Annotated in this window: 16 protein-coding genes; 10 read left to right on the top strand and 6 right to left on the bottom strand. The window is 70.9% G+C overall.

Translation table 11 applies throughout. The annotated features are described in order from the left end of the window. Position 1 precedes the first annotated feature (1 nt). On the bottom strand, positions 2-616 hold the full coding sequence (locus tag H4Q84_RS14790; protein ID WP_248579856.1) for a class F sortase: 615 nt from the start codon (positions 614-616) through the stop codon (positions 2-4). Further along, positions 609-1,856, bottom strand: coding sequence for a hypothetical protein (locus tag H4Q84_RS14785; RefSeq protein ID WP_248579855.1), 1,248 nt, complete (start codon positions 1,854-1,856; stop codon positions 609-611). Before H4Q84_RS14785 ends, H4Q84_RS14790 begins: the two co-directional genes overlap by 8 nt. A 219-nt stretch (positions 1,857-2,075) precedes the next feature. Between H4Q84_RS14785 and H4Q84_RS14780 the strand changes: the two genes are divergently transcribed. From H4Q84_RS14780 to H4Q84_RS14760, 5 genes are all read left to right on the top strand, one after another. Continuing rightward, a complete protein-coding gene (locus H4Q84_RS14780; RefSeq protein ID WP_248579854.1) occupies positions 2,076-2,222 on the top strand; it encodes a GPGG-motif small membrane protein in 147 nt (48 codons plus the stop codon). 87 nt (positions 2,223-2,309) lie between these two features. Further along, the gene (recC, locus tag H4Q84_RS14775; RefSeq protein WP_248579853.1) at positions 2,310-5,669 is read left to right on the top strand and encodes an exodeoxyribonuclease V subunit gamma; all 3,360 of its coding nucleotides are present in this window, start codon (positions 2,310-2,312) and stop codon (positions 5,667-5,669) included. 2 nt (positions 5,670-5,671) lie between these two features. Then, entirely contained in the window at positions 5,672-9,007 is a 3,336-nt protein-coding gene (locus H4Q84_RS14770; RefSeq protein ID WP_248579852.1) for a UvrD-helicase domain-containing protein, read from the top strand. Then, entirely contained in the window at positions 9,004-10,764 is a 1,761-nt protein-coding gene (recD, locus tag H4Q84_RS14765) for an exodeoxyribonuclease V subunit alpha (RefSeq protein ID WP_248579851.1), read from the top strand. Before H4Q84_RS14770 ends, recD begins: the two co-directional genes overlap by 4 nt. 78 nt (positions 10,765-10,842) lie before the next feature. Then, complete coding sequence (locus H4Q84_RS14760) at positions 10,843-11,478, top strand: amino acid-binding protein (RefSeq protein ID WP_248579850.1); 636 nt, start codon at positions 10,843-10,845, stop codon at positions 11,476-11,478. A gap of 1 nt (position 11,479) precedes the next feature. Here the strand turns inward: H4Q84_RS14760 and H4Q84_RS14755 are convergent, their stop codons facing one another. Genes H4Q84_RS14755 through H4Q84_RS14745 form a run of 3 tightly spaced genes read right to left on the bottom strand, consistent with a single transcriptional unit; the run spans position 11,480 to position 13,290 of the window. Then, on the bottom strand, positions 11,480-12,241 hold the full coding sequence (locus tag H4Q84_RS14755) for a deoxyribodipyrimidine photo-lyase (RefSeq protein ID WP_248579849.1): 762 nt from the start codon (positions 12,239-12,241) through the stop codon (positions 11,480-11,482). A gap of 10 nt (positions 12,242-12,251) precedes the next feature. Continuing rightward, positions 12,252-12,824 carry a deoxyribodipyrimidine photo-lyase gene (locus H4Q84_RS14750; protein WP_248579848.1) on the bottom strand — a complete coding sequence of 191 codons (573 nt, stop codon included), beginning with the start codon at positions 12,822-12,824 and terminating at the stop codon, positions 12,252-12,254. A 13-nt stretch (positions 12,825-12,837) separates the two neighbouring features. Further along, complete coding sequence (locus H4Q84_RS14745) at positions 12,838-13,290, bottom strand: nitroreductase family deazaflavin-dependent oxidoreductase (protein ID WP_248579847.1); 453 nt, start codon at positions 13,288-13,290, stop codon at positions 12,838-12,840. A gap of 54 nt (positions 13,291-13,344) precedes the next feature. On the opposite strand from H4Q84_RS14745, the gene H4Q84_RS14740 reads away from it, so the two are divergent. Continuing rightward, positions 13,345-14,262, top strand: a complete 918-nt coding sequence (locus H4Q84_RS14740; RefSeq protein WP_248579846.1) for a 1,4-dihydroxy-2-naphthoyl-CoA synthase — start codon at positions 13,345-13,347, stop codon at positions 14,260-14,262. Positions 14,263-14,872: 610 nt separating this feature from the next. Here the strand turns inward: H4Q84_RS14740 and H4Q84_RS14735 are convergent. After that, positions 14,873-15,043 (bottom strand): hypothetical protein, encoded by a 171-nt coding sequence (locus H4Q84_RS14735; protein WP_248583719.1) that lies wholly within the window; start codon positions 15,041-15,043, stop codon positions 14,873-14,875. Here H4Q84_RS14735 and H4Q84_RS14730 point away from each other — a divergent pair. From H4Q84_RS14730 to H4Q84_RS14715, 4 genes are all read left to right on the top strand, one after another. Beyond that, the gene (locus tag H4Q84_RS14730; protein WP_248583658.1) at positions 14,978-15,331 is read left to right on the top strand and encodes a Sir2 family NAD-dependent protein deacetylase; all 354 of its coding nucleotides are present in this window, start codon (positions 14,978-14,980) and stop codon (positions 15,329-15,331) included. The genes H4Q84_RS14735 and H4Q84_RS14730 overlap by 66 nt on opposite strands. Positions 15,332-15,930: 599 nt before the next feature. Next, positions 15,931-16,602 carry a phenazine biosynthesis FMN-dependent oxidase PhzG gene (gene phzG, locus H4Q84_RS14725; RefSeq protein ID WP_248579845.1) on the top strand — a complete coding sequence of 224 codons (672 nt, stop codon included), beginning with the start codon at positions 15,931-15,933 and terminating at the stop codon, positions 16,600-16,602. 141 nt (positions 16,603-16,743) lie between these two features. Next, a complete protein-coding gene (locus H4Q84_RS14720; RefSeq protein ID WP_248579844.1) occupies positions 16,744-16,989 on the top strand; it encodes an addiction module protein in 246 nt (81 codons plus the stop codon). After that, complete coding sequence (locus H4Q84_RS14715; protein WP_248579843.1) at positions 16,986-17,210, top strand: type II toxin-antitoxin system RelE/ParE family toxin; 225 nt, start codon at positions 16,986-16,988, stop codon at positions 17,208-17,210. The genes H4Q84_RS14720 and H4Q84_RS14715 overlap by 4 nt, the downstream gene beginning before the upstream one ends. The last annotated feature ends 147 nt before the right edge of the window (positions 17,211-17,357 follow it).

Genomic DNA, 17,357 nt, shown 5'->3' with positions numbered 1-17,357 from the left:
GTCAGCGGCCGGCAGCCTGCTGGGCGCCCTTGCTCTCGCCCTTGTTGCGCGGCTGGCCGAGCGGCTGCGCGAGCACGACGACGTTGTTGTCGTACGACGAGCCATTCCAGTCGGTGCACGACACGATGACCAGCCGGCCGTCCCCGGCACCCTGGCCGAAGAGCTCGTCGGCATGGTCGGCGAGCTCGGGCTGGTCGTAGACCTGCACGCTCCGCACGCGGTAGCGCATGGTGCCGCGATGGGTCGCGAGGTCGACCGTCTGGCCCTTCCGGAGCGAGCGCACGTGGTCGAGCGAGCCGCCACCGGTGTGCACCGTGTGACCGGCGATGACCGTCTGGCCGCCGCGCGCGCCGGGCTGGGCGCTGCGCTTCCACCAGCCGACCTGCACCGGGTCCCCCGGCGGGTCGAGCACCGCGTCCGAGTCAACCTCGATCGGCACGACCGGAGCGTCCACTCCGATGGACGGGATCTCGAGCCGCACCGGAGCAGAAGCCGGCAGCGAGCGGTACGCCGACCGCTCGGTGTCGTCGCGGTCGACCAGCACCAGCCCGAGCAGTCCGGCCACGACCGCCGCGGCGACGAGTCCGCGGAACAGGCCGCCGAGCCGGTCAGCCATGGCGACGGGTGCCCGCGGCCAGTGCCCCGACCAGCAGCATCCCGGCCAGCGCGACGACGGGCCAGTCGGTGCCGTCCTGGGCGGGAGCGTGCGGGAGACCACCGGGTACGGCGGTCGGCACGGCCGGTAGGCCGTTCTTGTTCTTCTTCTCGGGCGGCTGGTTCACCGGCGCCGAGGCGACGACCTGCGCCGTACCGGCGGAGCAGGAGCTGCGACCCAGCTGCACGCGCAGGGCCTCGACCCCGAACTGAGCGGCACCGGGCAGGACCTGGAGATCGAGTGCCTCGACTGCGATGTTGCCCGGGCCGGACGAGCTCTGCCGGTTGAGGGTGGCGCTGAGCAGGTTCTGGTCGAGCGGACCGAGCTGGGCGCTGACGTTGGCGAGCACGTTGTCGATCACCGCGGCCTGGTCGACAGCGGCAGCCAGCGGACCGAGCGCGCCCTGGAGCGACTGGGTGAGCTGGGTGCGCAGGGTCGTGCGGACCATGGCCGAGACCTTGTCGAGCCCGGTGGCGACGTTGGTGTTGGGCTCCGGGTCGGCGGGGAGCGCGAGCAGGTCGACGCGCTGGCCCATCATCTCGACGTACACGCCGGCGCCGGCCAGCGAGGCGTCGGCGCTGGCGGAACCGGGGTTGGCGACGCAGTGGCTCTGCACGGCTCCGAGGTCGACGTACAGGCCGGGGCTGCCGATGGCCTGGAGGCCCTGCTGCAGCCCCTGGCTCAGCGCGGGAAGCACCTGTCCCAACACCGGCTGGAGGGCCGTCGCGAGCTGCTGGTCGAGGCCCTGGAGGACCGTGCCCTCGACGAGCGTGAGCTTGCTGAGGTCGAGCGTCGCGGCGGAGAGCCGCAGGGTCTGGCCACCGGTGAGGCAGGAGCCATGACCCGCCGCGACCACGCTCGCGCCTTGGCCGGCGATGCCCGCGCAGGAGGCGACCTGGCCCTTGCCGTCGGTGACCGACGTGGTGGAGTCCTGCGCCAGCACGCCCGCGGACAGGAGCGACTGGCCGCCCAGCGCCGTGATCATCGGCTGATTGGTGCCGGAGGCACTCTGCGCCGAGCCGTCGTTGGTCACCGTGTAGGTGCCGGAGTCGGTGGGCGAGCCGCCAACCGTGACGATCACGGCACTCGCCGTACCGTCTGCGACCGACGTCGCCGCACTGCCCGGCGCGGCGGCCAGGACCATCAGGCCCGCCGCCGTGGCGACTGCCGCTGCTCCGCGGACCCTCATCCGTCGTGTCACGTTGTGCTCCCTCCCTGCGAGCGGGCGCGCGGGTCAGCGCTCGTCGTGGAAAAGGCTCAACGAGCCTGCAAACGCAGGGTTACGCGTCGGTAGCAAGACTTGACGGAACCTTCGTCCCTAACGGTGATTTACACCGCGCGCGTAAACGTGTGAGGGTGGATGGCTCCGCCGGTCGCGCCCACAGGGCAGCGCCGGACTAGAAGGAAGAGAGATCAAACAGTGCTTACCCTTTTGTGGATCATCGCCGTCATCCTCGTCATCGCTGGCATCGTCACCCTCGTGCGCGGGCAGATGCTGCTCGGCATTGTCCTCATCGTCGTCGGCCTGCTCGTCGGCCCCGGAGGCGTGAGCATCTTCAACAAGTAGCCAGCACTCGACCTCACCCCCGTTCCTCTCGGACGGGGGTGCTGTCGTTCCCGGGCTGTGTCGGTGCCCACGCCTAGGGTGTGGCCGATGGCCCTGCACCTCCACCGCGCCGAGCGGACCGACCTGCTGGCCGACGGGCTCGCGGAGCTGCTCGCCGGCCCGCTCGCCGACCCCTTCGCCCATGAGGTGGTCGTGGTGCCGGCCAAGGGCGTCGAGCGCTGGCTGACTCAGCGGCTCTCCCACCGGCTCGGCACCGGGACGCGCGGCGGTGACGGGGTGTGCGCAGGGGTCTCGTTCGTGACTCCGCACTCGCTGGTGGCGATGCTGCTCGACAAGGACTCCGAGGACCCGTGGGAGCCCGACCGGCTCGCGTGGCCGCTGCTCGAGGTCATCGACGCGGCTCTCGGCGAGCCCGGCTTCGAAGCACTCTCGGCGCACCTGGGTCACGGCGACGCCGACGACCAGCGCCGGTCCCGCCGTTACTCCGTGGCCCGACGGCTGGCCGGACTCTTCGCGTCGTACGCCGTGCAGCGGCCGCGGCTGGTCACCGACTGGCGCGAGGGTCGGGCGACCGACGGCTCCGGTGGTGCGCTCGACGACGACCTGAGCTGGCAGGCCGAGCTGTGGCGCCGGCTGGTCGACCGGGTCGAGGCCGCGCCGCCCGACGTGCGGCACGCCACCACCCTCGAGCGGCTCCGTGCCGGTGGCGCCGATCTCGACCTGCCGCCCCGGCTTTCGCTGTTCGGCCACACCCGGCTGCCGGCCACCGAGGTGCAGCTGCTGGCGGCGCTGGGCACGCTGCGCGACGTACACCTCTGGCTGCCCCAGCCGTCCGCCCCGTTGTGGGACGCGTTGTCCTCCGCGGCTGCGGAGGGTCCGGTGGCGCGGTCCGACGACGAGTCGGCGGCGCAGGTGCACCATCCACTGCTGGCGTCGCTGGGTCGCGACTCCCGCGAGCTCCGGCGCACGCTGGGTGAGGTCAAGGTCGAGGACGCCGGGGCTGCGCCTTCTCCGGCCACGCCCGCGTCGCTGCTGGGCTGGCTGCAGACCGACCTCCGCGGCAACCTCGCGCCGCCGCCCGAGGTCCGGGCGACGCGGCTGCTCGCGGCCGACGACCGGTCGGTGCAGGTGCATGCGTGCCACGGGGCGGCCAGGCAGGTCGACGTACTCCGCGAGGTGCTCGTCGGACTCCTGCAGGACGACCCGACCCTCGAGCCGCGCGACATCTTGGTGATGTGCCCCGACATCGAGAGCTACGCGCCGCTGATCTCGGCCGGGTTCGGCCTGTCCGACGTCGCGGGTGAGGGCGCCGGGCACCCGGCCCACCAGCTGCGGGTGCGGCTGGCCGACCGCTCGCTCGGTGCCACCAACGGGCTGCTCGGCGTCGCGGCCGCGATGGTCGACCTGGCGGGCGGGCGACTCACCGCCACCCAGGTGCTCGACCTGGCCGGCGCCGACGAGGTGCGGCTGCGCTTCGGCTGGGGCGACGACGAGCTCGAACGCATCGGCAAATGGGTCGTCGAGGCCGGCATCCGATGGGGGTACGACGCGGCGCACCGTGGCGACTTCGGGCTCACGCTCGACGACAACACGTGGGTCGCCGGCATCCGCCGGGTGCTGCTGGGGGCGGCGATGTCCGGCTCCGGCCACCGATACGTCGCCGCGACCCTGCCGATCGACGACGTGGGTGACGGCCAGCTCGAGCTGGCCGGCCGGTTCGCCGAGTTCGTCGACCGCCTGCACCGGTTCCTCCTCCGTGCGGGCGAGGCAGGCACCGTCGAGGAGTGGACCGACGCGCTGGCCAGCGGCGTGCACGAGCTGACGTCGGTGGCTACCGACGAGGGCTGGCAGCTGGCCCAGTTCGACCGCGAGCTGGCGCGCATCTCCGCCAGCGCGCAGGGCGACACCACGACCTTGCGGCATGCCGATGTGCGGGCGCTGCTGCGACACCGCCTTCGCGGCCGGCCGACCCGGTCCAACTTCCGTACCGGCACGCTCACGGTCTGCACGATGGTGCCGATGCGGTCGGTGCCGCACCGGGTCGTCTGCCTGGTGGGCCTCGACGACGGGGTCTTCCCGCGCATCGCGTCCGTCGACGGTGACGACGTGCTGGCTCGCCGGCCGCGCACCGGCGAGCGCGACCTCCGCTCCGAGGACCGCCAGCTGCTCCTCGACGCCATCGGCGCCGCCACCGAGACGCTCGTGGTGACCTACGCCGGCCGGGGCGAGCACAACGGCGCCGAGCGACCGCCCGCCGTACCCCTCGGCGAGCTGCTCGACGCCCTCGACCGCACCGCCGCCGAGCCGGTTCGCGACCGGGCCCTGGTGCGGCACCCGCTCCAGCCGTTCGACGAGATCAACCTCGTGCCGGCCGGGCTGGTCGGCACCCTGCCCTTCACCTTCGACCGGGCCGCGCTCGCGGGCGCCGAGGCCGCGCGCGGCACCCGCACCGAGGTGCGTGAGCTGGTGCCCGAGCCGCTGCCACCGGCGCCACTGGCGAGCGACGTGTCGCTGGCCGACCTGCACGACTTCTACCGCCACCCGGTGAAGGCGTTCTTCCGCAGCCGGCTGCGGGTCTCCACGCCGTACGACGCCGACGAGGCCAAGGACGCCATCCCGATCGAGCTCGACAACCTCGAGCAGTGGGCCGTCGGCGACCGGCTGGTCACCGACGTGCTCGCCGGTGCCGACCCGCAGGCCGGCATGACCGCCGAGCAGCTGCGCGGGTTGCTGCCGCCGGGCGACCTGGGCGCCGGCGTTCTCACCAACGTCGTGCAGAAGGTCCGCCCCCTCGTGACGCAGGGGCAGGCGCTGCGCACCGGTCCGGCGCGGTCGCTCGACGTCGACATCGACCTGGGCGACCGGCGGCTCACCGGCACGGTCGGCAATGTCTTCGGCAACAACCTGGTGGCGGTGAGCTACTCCAACCTCGGCGCCAAGCAGCGCCTCGCGGCCTGGATCGACGCGCTGGCGCTGGCCGCCGGCCACCCCGACGAGAACTGGACCGCCCACACGATCGGCAAGCACCGCTCCGGCGGCCAGATCGCGATGATCAAGCCGCTCGCCGACCACGAGGCACGGGCGTGGCTGCGCGAGCTGGTCGACGTCTACGAACGCGGCCTGTGCGAGCCGCTGCCACTGCCGGTGAAGACGTCCCTGGCCTACGCCACCGACCACGTCTACGCAGCGGCCGGGCGTGACGCCGACCCCGACGGCAAGGCCGCGCGCGAGTGGACTACACCGCGCTTCGACGAGACCGGCTTCCCGAAGGAGGACTCCGACGCGTGGCACGTTCGCGCGTTCGGCGAGCACACGGCGTACTCCATGCTGACGACGCCGCTGCGGGCCGACGAGACGTCAGGCGGGCCGACGCATCGGCTGGGTCACTACGCCTGGCGCGTGTGGGGTCCGCTGCTCAGCGACCGCGAGAGCATCCGAGGCATATAGGGGTGGACACCTTCGACATCGCCGCCCCCCTGCCGACCGGCACCACCCTGCTCGAGGCCAGTGCCGGCACCGGAAAGACGTGGACGATCGCGGCACTCGTGACCAGGTACGTCGCGGAGGGCGAGGCCACGCTCGACGAGCTGCTGGTCGTGACGTTCACGCGCGCCGCGAGCCAGGAGCTGCGCGAGCGGGTGCGCGAGCAGCTGGACGAAGCGCAGCGGGCGCTGGCCGACCCCGACGCACCTCGACGAGAGAGCAAGTTGCTCGACCACCTGCTTGCCGACCCGTCGAAGCGCGCCGCGATGCACGAGCGCCTGACGATCGCGCTCACGTCGTTCGACGCGGCCACGATCGCGACGATCCACCAGTTCTGCCAGCTGGTGCTGCGCAGCCTGGGGGTCGCCGGCGACACCGACTCGGCCGCGACCCTGGTCGAAGACCTCGAACAGCTGACGAGCGAGGTCGTCGACGACCTCTACCTCGCCCGGTTCGCCGCTGAGCAGAAGCCGATGTGGTCGCGTCGCGAAGCGCTCGAGATCGCGCGCGCGGTGGTCGACGACCCGAGGGCCCGGGTCGAGCCGCTGGCCGTGCTGACCGAGGCGCCCGACTCGGTCGCGGCCGCGCGGGTGCTCTTCGCGCAGGACGTGCTCGAAGAGGTCGAGCGGCGCAAGCGCCGGCTCGGTGTGCTCAGCTACGACGACCTGCTGAGCCAGCTCGCCGACGCCCTCGCCGACGTCGACGCTCCCGCCCGCGCGCGGATGCGACACCGGTGGAAGGTGGCGCTGATCGACGAGTTCCAGGACACCGACCCGGTGCAGTGGCAGGTCTTCCATCGCGCCTTCACCGAGGTCGCGACGATGGTGCTGATCGGCGACCCCAAGCAGGCGATCTACGCGTTCCGGGGCGGCGACATCGTCACCTACCTCGCGGCCGCCGAGACCGCGACGACCCGGCAGACCCTCGGCGTCAACTGGCGCTCCGACAAGCCGCTCCTCGATGCCGTGCAGGTGGTGCTCCAGGGTGCGGCCCTCGGCGACGAGCGCATCGTCGTACACCCCGTCGAGGCGCACCACCAGGAGTCCCGACTGGCCGGGGCCGGTCCTGCGTTTCGGGTGCGGCTGGCGCGACGCGCCGAGATCGGTGCCGGTCCGCGCAGCAAGCCGGCGGTCGCACGGTGGCGCGACCACGTGATCAAGGACCTGGCCCACGACATCTCGAAGCTGTTGCGATCGGATGCGACGTTCGAGGGCGAGCCGGTGCGTCCGGGCCATGTCGCCGTGCTGGCGGCGAAGCGGTCCGACCTGCAGGCGGCCCAGCTGGCCCTGGCCGAGGTGGGCATCCCGTCGGTGGTCAACGCCGGTGGCTCGGTCTTCCATACGCCGGCCGCGACCGAGTGGCTGAGCCTGCTCGAGGCGCTCGAACAACCTCACCGCGCCGACCGGGTGCGGGGCGCGGCGCTGACCTCCTTCTTCGGGCTCAGCGCCGCCCAGCTCGACGCCGGTGGCGACGAGGGCACCGACCACCTGGCTGACACGGTCCGCACGCTGGCGGAGGTGCTGGGTGCGCGCGGTGTGGCCGCCGTACTCGAGTGCGCGGTCGTCGACGGGCTCACCGCGCGGGTGCTGGCGCGCGTCGGCGGCGAGCGCACCCTCACCGACCTGCGCCACATCGGCGAGGCGCTGCACAAGGTGTCGGTCGAGGAGCGGCTCGGCATCGTCGGCCTGCTCGGCTGGCTGCGTGCGCAGGTGGCCGACGACAAGTTCGAGGTCGCCTCCGAGCGCACCCGCCGCCTCGACTCCGATGCCGCGGCCGTGCAGCTGGTGACGGTGCATGGCAGCAAGGGGCTCGAATATCCCATCGTCTACGTCCCGACCCTGTGGGACCGCTACACCGGCCGCGAGCCGGGTGTGCCGCTCTTCCACGACGACGACGGACACCGCTGCCGCGACGTCGGCGGCCAGAGCCCGCACCGCTCGGCCCACCTCGCCCGGCACGCCTCCGAGGACGCGGGCGAGTCGCTGCGCCTCCTCTACGTCGCCCTCACGCGGGCGCAGTCGCAGGTCGTCGCGTGGTACGCCGCGGCCGAGCGCAACACCCCCGCGTCGCCGCTGCACCGGGTGCTGTTCGGGCGACGCCCGGGCATGTCGCTGGTGCCCGACGAGCAGCCGATCGTCGATGACGACCGGATGGTCGAGATCCTGGGTCACTGGCAGACGGCGGGCGGGCTGAGCCCCGAGCTCGCGTCGCCCGACCTCGCTCCCGAGGGGGAGCTCGCCGTCGATCGACCCCACCTCGACGCCCGCCGGTTCACCCGGGCGGTCGACACAAGCTGGCGCCGCACCTCCTACTCCTCGCTCTCGGCGGCCGCCCAGTCATCGGCCCATGGCGCCGACCGTCACCTCAGCGAGCCCGAGGAGGTGCCCGAGCTCGACGACGAGGTCGAGCTCCTCGTCGCCGCCGCTCCCGACCAGCTCGACCTGGCGGCAGTGCCGTCGCCGATGGCCGCCCTGCCGGTCGGGGCGACGTTCGGCTCGCTGGTGCACGCGGTGCTCGAGCACGCCGAGCCCGATGCCGAAGACTTCCGAGCCGAGCTGCTCGCCCACATCGCCGACCAGCGCATCTGGTGGCCGGTCGACCTCGACGCCGACGAGCTCGCCGACGCCCTGGTCGCGGTCTGCGCCAGCCCGCTCGGCCCGCTCGCTGGCGACGCCACGCTCATGCAGGTGGCCACGGCCGACCGGCTCAAGGAGCTCGACTTCGAGCTGCCGCTCGCGGGCGGTGACGACACGTCGTACTCCGTGGAGGGGGTGACGCTCGGCGACCTCGCGCCGCTGCTGCGCCGGCACCTCACCGACGGCGACCCGTTGCTGGCCTACGCCGCCACCCTCGACGCCGACGCGGCACTGGCCGGGCAGCCGTTGCGCGGCTACCTCACCGGCTCGATCGACGTGGTGATGCGGGTGCCGGTCGACGGCGCGGAGCGCTATCTCACCGTCGACTACAAGACCAACTGGCTCGGCGAGATGGGCGGCGACCTGACCGCGCGTGACTACCGGCCTTCGGTGCTCGACGAGGCGATGGGTCACTCCGACTACCCGTTGCAGGCGCTGCTCTACACGGTGGTGCTGCACCGCTTCCTGCGCTGGCGGCTGCCCGGCTACGACCCCGACCAGCACCTCGGCGGCGTGCTCTATCTCTACCTGCGCGGCATGTGCGGGCCCGAGACGCCGCTCGTCGACGGGGCACCGTGCGGGATCTTCTCCTGGCGGCCGCCGATCGGGCTCGTCGAGGACCTCTCGGCGCTGCTCGACGGCCTGCTGATGGAGGCGGGCCGATGAGCGACTTCGAGACCACCGATCAGTACGACGCCGCGCTGGCACTTAACGCGCACGGACTGCTCGCCGTCTTCAACGCCGCAGGCGTGATCAGGTCGGCCGACGTCCACATCGCCCAGACCCTCGGCCAGCTGGGTGGGGAGCACGATGAGCAGGTGCTGCTCGCGATCGCGCTGACCTGCCGGGCCGTCCGCGCCGGCTCGGTCTGCCTCGACCTGGCCACCGTTGCCGGCGAGGCTACGACAGGCGATGAGACGACCGAGCTGCCGTGGCCCGAGCCGGGAGTGTGGTCCGACGCGGTCGCCGCCAGCCCGCTCGTCGACCTCGGCGTGCTGCGGTGGGACGCCCGCCTCCTCTATCTCGACCGCTACCACGAGCAGGAGACGCAGGTCCTCGACGACCTGACCGCCCGCGCCATGACCACACCGCCCCACGACCCCGACCTGATGCACGCGTCCCTCGACCGGGTCTTCCCGCTCTCGGGGTACGACGAGCAACGGGCCGCGTGTGTGCGCGCCGCCAGCCAGTGGACCACCGTCATCACAGGTGGCCCGGGCACCGGTAAGACCACCGCCGTGGCCGGCCTGCTGGTCGCACTGGCCGAGCAGCACGAAGCCCGGGGCGAGGTCATGCGGGTTGCGATGGCGGCGCCCACCGGCAAGGCGGCCGCCCGGCTGCAGGAGGCCGTGCACGCGGCGGCCGCCCGGTTCTCGGCCGCCGACCAGGCGAGGCTCGCGGGCCTCCAGGCCGGCACCCTGCACCGGCTGCTGCGCACCCACCCGGGCAACTCGACGAGGTTCCGGCACGACCGCCACAACCGGCTGCCCCACGACGTGATCGTCGTCGACGAGACCTCGATGGTGTCGCTGACGATGATGTCGCGGCTGCTCGAAGCCGTCCGGCCCGATGCCCGGATGATCCTGGTGGGCGACCCCGACCAGCTGTCGTCGGTCGACGCCGGCGCGGTGCTGAGCGACCTGGTGCGCGGCTTCGACGGCCGGGCCGACTCGCCCGTGGCCGCTCTGCGCACCACTCACCGCTACGGCACCGAGATCGGCACCCTGGCCGAGGCGCTCCGCGATGGTGACGCCGACGCGGTGGTCGCGGCGCTCTCTGCCGGGCACTCGGCCGTCGAGTGGATCCTCGACGAAGACCCGGCCGGCCAGATCCGCTCCACCTCGGTCGAGGTTGCGCTGGCCGTGCGCGATGCCGCTGCGGCCGGGCGGGCAGACAAGGCGCTCGAGGCACTCGACCGGCACCGGCTGCTGTGTGCCCACCGGGACGGCCCCTACGGCGTGCGCCACTGGAACCGTCGCGTCGAGCAATGGATCACCGCCGAGACCGGCGACCCGCTCTACGAGTCCGCATACGTTGGGCGGCCGCTGCTGGTGACCGCCAACGACTACGCCCTCGGCATCTACAACGGTGACGTGGGCGTGGTGGTCGACCGCGGCGGCGTACGCCGGGTGGCGCTGATCGGCAGCGACGGGCCGCTCGAGGTGGCGCCCTCACGCCTGGGCGACGTCGACACGATGCACGCGATGACGATCCACAAGAGCCAGGGCAGCCAGGCCGAGGTCGTCACCGTGCTGCTCCCCGACGAGGACTCCCGCCTGCTCACCCGCGAGCTCTTCTACACCGCGGTCACCCGGGCGCGCACGCGCGTGCGGGTCATCGGACCCGAGTCGGCGGTCCGGGCCGCCGTCGGCCATCGGGCCCAGCGCGCGACCGGCCTGGCCCGGCGACTGGCCGAATCCTGACCGTCCGGTGGCACGGTGCGAAACGTGTATGTGACAACTCCCGGCTAGGGTCGGGGCAACCGACCTCTGGAGGCCGTGATGTCGTTCCTGCTGCGCGTGGAGTTGCTCGACGTACCCGGATCGCTGGGTCGACTGGCGACCGCGATCGGTGAGGCCGGCGGCGACATCGAGGCGATCCAGATCGTCGAGAAGACCTCCGACGGCACCGCGATCGACGACATCATGCTCGAGCTGGTGCCCGGCGTGATGCCCGACTCCATCGTCTCCGCCTGCAACACCATCGACAGCGTCCAGGTGCTCTGGATCAGCCGCTACAACGCAGGCGGCAACCTCTTCCTCGACCTCGAGGTCGTCGAGGCCCTGACGGCAAGCCCGTCTGAGGCCCTCGACCGGCTCATCGATCTGATGCCGGTGACGTTCCGCGTCGACTGGGGCGCCCGCGTACGTCGTAACGACGGGGGCACCGAGATCATCCGTGCCACCGAGGCCGCGCCGCCCACCATCGACTGGCCGGCGCTCAACGGCGCCCGGCGGATCGAGAGCGACGACGAGAACCTGCTGCTCTGCGGCTGCTCCCTCGGCGGCGAGGCGCTGGTGCTCGGGCGGCGCGGCGGCCCGGAGTTCCTCGACTCCGAGCTGGCCCGGCTCGACCACCTCGCCGGGCTCGCGCTCGACATCACCGACCGGGCCCAGGTGCAGGACCGCCCGGGCTGAGTCAGGGCCGCCCGCGCTGGTAGCGATCCAGCGCCACCAGTCGCTCCTCGGCATGGTCAACGATCCGGCGGGGATAGCCGTGCGCATAGCCGTCGTCGTGCTCCCACGGCTCATGCGACGCCTTGCCCGGCAGGTGCGCGAGCTCCGGCACCCATCGGCGTACGTAGTCGCCCCCGGCGTCGAACTTCACGCCCTGGGTGATCGGGTTGAAGACGCGGAAGTACGGCGCGGCGTCGGTGCCGGTGCCCGCGACCCACTGCCAGCCGTGGTTGTTGGACGCCAGGTCGCCGTCGACGAGGTGGTCGAGGAAGTGGCGCGCGCCCACGGGCCACCAGACGTGCAGGTCCTTGGTGAGGAAGCTGGCGGTGATCATCCGCACCCGGTTGTGCATCCAGCCCTCGGCGAGCAGCTGCCGCATGCCGGCGTCGACGATCGGGAAGCCAGTCGTGCCGGTCTTCCAGGCCTCGATGGCGTCGTCCGGCTCGTCGTACGTCAGGCCGGGCACCGGCCGCAGGTCGCTCCACGCCGAATCGGGGTTGTGGTGCAGCACGTCGGCGTAGAACTCGCGCCAGGCCAGCTCCTTCTCGTACGTCGCAGCACCCTGCGACCGCCTCCCGGCAGTCTCCGCGAGCAGCTGCCGCGGGTGCACCACGCCGAGCTTGAGGTACGGCGACATCCGCGAGGTGCGGTCGGCGCCCGGGTCGTCACGGATGCTGTCGTAGTCGTCGATGTCGCGCTCGACGAACGCCCGGAAACGCCTCATCGCGGCGTCCTCACCGGCCGTCGGCATCCTTGGCGGAGCCGCGGCGATGGCCGCGTCGAGCATGGCCTCGACTCGCTGGTCGCTCTCGTCCCCGACCCACGCCTCGCGGCGCGGGCGACGGGTCGTCCCAGCCGAAAGCGCGCCATGCCTTCGAGAACGGCGTGTAGACCTTGTACGGGTCGCCCGAGCCGTTCCTCACGCTCCCCGGCGGCACGGCGTACGGCGTCCCGCTGGCGAGGCCGGACACCGACTCCGGCAGGGCAGCGACGACGGCACGGTCGCGAGTCCGGGCGTACGGCGTGCAGTCGTTGGCGACGTGCAGCGCCGTCGCCCCGACTTCGGCCAGGACGCTCGGCACCACGGAGGCGGGCGCGCCCAGCCTGATGCAGAGCCGACCGTCCATCGACTGGTCGAGGGCGCGCAGCGAGGCCGCCAGCCAGCCCCGACGGGCCGCACCGGCCGAGCGCCACAGCACCGGGTCGAGCACGAAGAGTCCCAGCACGTCGCCGTTAGCGGCCGCCGCTCGCAGCGCCGGGTTGTCGCGCAGGCGCAGGTCGCGGCGGAACCACATGACCGCTGTCATGCGATGCCTGCGGTCACTTCGCTCGCTCGAGCAGGAAGAGCGGGATCGTGCGGTCGATGGGGTCGGTCTTCTTCTTGTACTCCGCGTAGGTCGGCCACGTCGCGACAGCCCGCTCCCACCACTCGGCGCGCTCGTCGTCGGAGAGCTCGCGGACGGTGTACGTCGCCTTGTCAGCGCCGTCCTGAAGGTCGACCTCGGGGTGGGTGCGGAAGTTGGCCACCCACGTGGGGTCCTCGGGCCCGCCGCCCTTGGAGGCCACCGCGAGGTACTTGCCGTCGTGCTCCACCCGCATCACGGGGTTCTTGCGCAGCTTGCCGGACTTCACGCCCAGCGACGTGATGACCACGATCGGGTCCTCGGAGTCGCGGAGCGTGTTGGATCGCTGGCCGTCGGAGGCCTCGAACTCGGCAACCTGGTCGCGCACCCACTGGGCCGGGCTCGGCTCGTAAACACCTTGAAGAGTCATGCCTTCACAACACCACGTCGCCGGCCGGGATTCCAGCGTCCCTACGATGGCGCCATGAGTGCGATTGTTGGCGTCAGCGAGATCTTCGACCCGACCGACTGGGACGAGGTCCCTGGCTTCGAGGGCCTGACCGACCTCACCTACCACCGCGCGAAGGCGCACGGCACGGTCCGCATCGCCTTCGACCGGCCCGACATCCTCAACGCATTCCGGCCGCACACGGTCGACGAGCTGCTCAGGGTGCTCGAGCATGCGCGTACGTCGAGCGACATCGGCTGCGTCCTGCTGACTGGAAATGGTCCCAGCGACAAGAACGGCAAGTGGGCGTTCTGCACAGGTGGCGACCAGCGCATCCGCGGTAAGGCCGGCTACCAGTATGCCGACGGAGAAACAGTCGACACCGTCGACAAGGCCCGGCTCGGGCGGCTCCACATCCTCGAGTGCCAGCGGCTTATCCGCTTCATGCCGAAGATCGTGATCTGTCTGGTCAATGGCTGGGCGGCCGGCGGCGGTCACTCGCTGCACGTGGTCTGCGACCTCACGCTGGCCAGCCGCGAGCACGGTCGCTTCAAGCAGACCGACGCCGACGTGGGCAGCTTCGACGGCGGCTTCGGGTCGGCCTACCTCGCTCGTCAGGTCGGGCAGAAGTTCGCGCGAGAGATCTTCTTCCTCGGCGACGAGTACTCCGCCGACGACATGCACGCGATGGGCGCGGTCAACAAGGTGGTGCCGCACGCCGATCTCGAGAAGGTCGCGCTCGAGTGGGGCGCCAAGATCAACGGGAAGTCGCCCACCGCGCAGCGGATGCTGAAGTACTCCTTCAACGCGATCGACGACGGCCTGGTCGGCCAGCAGCTCTTCGCCGGCGAGACCACGAGGCTGGCCTACATGACCGACGAGGCCCAGGAGGGCCGCGACCAGTTCCTCGAGAAGCGCGAGCCCGACTGGTCGCCGTACCCCTGGTACTACTAACTGAGGGGTCCGCATGGCTGCCACGGCTTGGCGACGACACGGCAGGGCGACGCCGGCGCTCGGGTCGAAGGCGATGACCCGGTCGGCGACAGCTGCTCGGAACACCGATCGCACGATCACGAACCTGGTCTTGATCGTGCTCGGCGCCCATCGGGTCGACATCACCTTCACATGCTTCGACGTGGGAGCGGCGGATCGCCTTCATGGGCAAGGCGGCGAAGGTTGTGGACCTGGTCGCGAGTTCCGCGTTCGCCTGAGTGGAGGGCACCCACGGTTGCCGCTGCGACCAGTCCTCGTAAAACTGCTTGAAGGTGACGCCGGCCTTTGGGTCGACGTACGTGCCGCTCACGACGGACGACGCGATCTCGTCGAGCCAGCGTTAAGCGTCGACCTCCGCTCGAAGTGTCGAGCCCGTTCGTTGCCGGCCTTGTCGCGGCAGCGGGCGAGCCATCTGCCGTCCTGACGTTTGGCAATGCTCCCGGCCATCGTTGTTCCTCTCCTCGATGACTCATCGTGACTCGCGGGACCGACAACAGGGCTGCTCGAAGGTCACGCCTGTGGAGAAGCCTCCTCGGGTCGGCGGCCCTGCTCGGCGCGCCAGAGCACGAGGTCAGCGCGCCAGTAGCGCATCGTCGCGACGGGCACTTTCAGGAAAGCTGCGGCTTCCTCGATGGCGCTCGGCCGCCTCGAGGAGTCGCTCGGCGACGACCTCCTGATGATCACCCAGAACGTTGACGACCTGCACGAACGCGGCGGCTCGAAGAACGTCCTGCACATGCACGGCGAGTTGAGGTCGGCACTGTGCCTGGCCTGCGGCTACCGCTTCACCTGGGCCGGCAACCTCTCACACTGCCCCGCGTGCCCGGGCTGCGCCGCGGCGATGCTGCGCCCCGACATCGTCTGGTTCGGGGAGATCCCCTACCGCATGGACGAGGGTGCTCCAAGCGCTGCAGGAGGCCGATCTCTTCGTCACCATCGGTACCTCTTCTGTGGTCTACCCGGCAGCGGCGTTCGCGCACTGGGCCGCCGAGCAGGGCGCCCATACGCTCGAGCTCGAGCTGCTCGGTGATCTGCGGCAACGTGGCAGCGAGTCGTTCCGTGACGTAGGTGCAACTGGGACCGCCGCCGACGACGGCGAGTCTGCGGGCGCTCATGCGACGGCCTCCCCACTGGCCAGACTGCCCAGGACGTCGCCCAGAGCCACCAGGAAGTCCTCGATCGACTGTGCGTTGACCTGACCCATGTTGCGATCCTGAAGACCTCCCCTAGCTGGGCCTGGACGCCGTAGATCGTGAAGCCGCGTTCGCGGAGCTCGTCATGCGGGTCGGCGTACGAGACCCCTTCCGGCACGTGGACGTTCTTGACGCTGTTGCTCCAGTGCTCCTCAGGGAGCAGGAACTCCAGGTCCAGCGCGCGAATCCCCTCGCGAAGCCCAGCGGCCAAGGACTGGCATCGGGCAATGCGTCCGTCGACGCCCTCCTCGAGGGCGAGGTCCAGGGCCTGGTCGAAGGCGTAGAGCACTTGGACTGCGGGTGTGAAGAGAGGCGAGTCGTTCTCGATCAACTTGATTTCGAGGCCCTGAGGTCGGGTTGAAACGTCTTCGGGACCTGCTAACGTCTCCCCCCTTGCTGTTCCGAACTCGGTCGGAACAGCCTCGTAGGAGGCGAAATGCGGCCTGCACAAAGCACAGGTCTGAAGCCAGAAACACCCTCACCAGCGAACACCCTGAGCGGTGACGAATCGCTCCAACTGCCTGAGTTCGACTCACCTCCGGACGACCCGGTGGCACTGCTCGGCACTTGGATCGCGGCGGCCGAAGGGGTGGTCCGCGAACCTCTTGCTGTGACGCTCGCCACGTCAGACTGCTCCGGAGTTCCCTCGACCCGTGTCGTGCTGCTCAAGGGCGTGGAGGAAACCGGCGGACTCGTCTTCACCACGCACCACGGGAGCCGCAAGGGCCACGACCTACGGAGCAATCCGTACGCGGCCATCAACTTCTACTGGCGCGAAACACTGCAACAGATCAATGTCGTCGGCTCCGTCACCCGACTCGACGACGCCGAGGCAGACCAGTTGTTCTCCGCCCGTCCGCTAGCGGCCCAAGCCACCACTGCAGCCTCCAACCAAGGCGCCCCGCTCGCAGACGAGCAGGAACTCCACCGACGAGCTGAGGCACTGGCTCAGACCGACGGACCCGTCCCCCGCCCCGACGGGTGGGGCGGCTATCGGTTGCGCATCGAGCGGATCGAGTTCTGGCAGGGCAGGAGCAGCCGTCTGCACCGTCGTCTCAGCTACACGCTCGACGACCAAGGATGGACCGCCTCGCGGCTCCAGCCCTGACCCGCCTCTCACGTCATCTCTTCCGCGTACGGGCGTCCGGCACCGGCCGCCCGTACGCCGGTCCTGGGTCAATGAAACAAGCAGCCGCAGTCAGAATGCTCGAGGCTGCCGGCTGTCGTCTGCCAGACGTAGACTCATGGCGTGACGTTCAGTGCATCGGAGTTCTACGAGGCGGGCATGTCCCTGCCTCCTTCGGTGCGCAAGGACGTAGCACTGCGGCTCCTCGAATCGGTCGAGTCGGACGAGGCCTTCGACGCCGCGGCAGAGGAGCGGCTGCACACCGAGGCCGCGACGGCGTATGACGCCCTGAAGGCCGACCCGTCACGCGCGATCCCCGCCGAAGAAGTCAGGTTTCGCTTCGAAGCCAAGTGGGCCGCCCGTTCATGACGGGCCGGATCAACTACTCCCCCGAAGCCGAGCAGCAACTCCAGGATCTCGACAACTGGATCACCCAGGCGGCGTCGGCCGAGATCGCCCAGCAGTTCGTGTCGGCGATCCTCGACCACATCGACGCCATCTTGGTGTTCCCGCTAGCCGGCCAAGCGCGCGACGACGTCCGACCGGGCATGCGGACGACCACCTTCAAGAAGAGGACCCTCGTCGCCTAGGCGCTCGACGAGTCGTCCGATGAGATCGTCGTCGACATCCTCGGCGTCTTTCACGGTGGCCAGGACTGGGAGGCCACGCTCAGCGAAGACCAGGGCGATCCGGAGGCGGCTGATGACGCGCTCGTGCGTGGCAAATGCGTGGCAGGA

This window comes from Nocardioides sp. InS609-2 (genome assembly GCF_023208195.1).
In the GTDB taxonomy this organism is placed as follows: Bacteria; Actinomycetota; Actinomycetes; order Propionibacteriales; family Nocardioidaceae; genus Nocardioides.
Note: the sequence above shows the minus strand (reverse complement) of the source record. Positions and strands in the feature narration are given on the sequence as shown.

Bases quoted from the DNA above. Each gene is read 5' to 3' on its own strand.
- H4Q84_RS14790 (WP_248579856.1), bottom strand. From the start codon at position 616: ATGGCTGACCGGCTCGGCGGCCTGTTCCGCGGACTCGTCGCCGCGGCG.
- recC (WP_248579853.1), top strand. From the start codon at position 2,310: ATGGCCCTGCACCTCCACCGCGCCGAGCGGACCGACCTGCTGGCCGAC.
- recD (WP_248579851.1), top strand. From the start codon at position 9,004: ATGAGCGACTTCGAGACCACCGATCAGTACGACGCCGCGCTGGCACTT.
- H4Q84_RS14760 (WP_248579850.1), top strand. From the start codon at position 10,843: ATGTCGTTCCTGCTGCGCGTGGAGTTGCTCGACGTACCCGGATCGCTG.
- H4Q84_RS14755 (WP_248579849.1), bottom strand. From the start codon at position 12,241: ATGAGGCGTTTCCGGGCGTTCGTCGAGCGCGACATCGACGACTACGAC.
- H4Q84_RS14750 (WP_248579848.1), bottom strand. From the start codon at position 12,824: ATGACAGCGGTCATGTGGTTCCGCCGCGACCTGCGCCTGCGCGACAAC.
- H4Q84_RS14745 (WP_248579847.1), bottom strand. From the start codon at position 13,290: ATGACTCTTCAAGGTGTTTACGAGCCGAGCCCGGCCCAGTGGGTGCGC.
- H4Q84_RS14740 (WP_248579846.1), top strand. From the start codon at position 13,345: ATGAGTGCGATTGTTGGCGTCAGCGAGATCTTCGACCCGACCGACTGG.
- H4Q84_RS14730 (WP_248583658.1), top strand. From the start codon at position 14,978: ATGATCACCCAGAACGTTGACGACCTGCACGAACGCGGCGGCTCGAAG.
- phzG (WP_248579845.1), top strand. From the start codon at position 15,931: ATGCGGCCTGCACAAAGCACAGGTCTGAAGCCAGAAACACCCTCACCA.
- H4Q84_RS14715 (WP_248579843.1), top strand. From the start codon at position 16,986: ATGACGGGCCGGATCAACTACTCCCCCGAAGCCGAGCAGCAACTCCAG.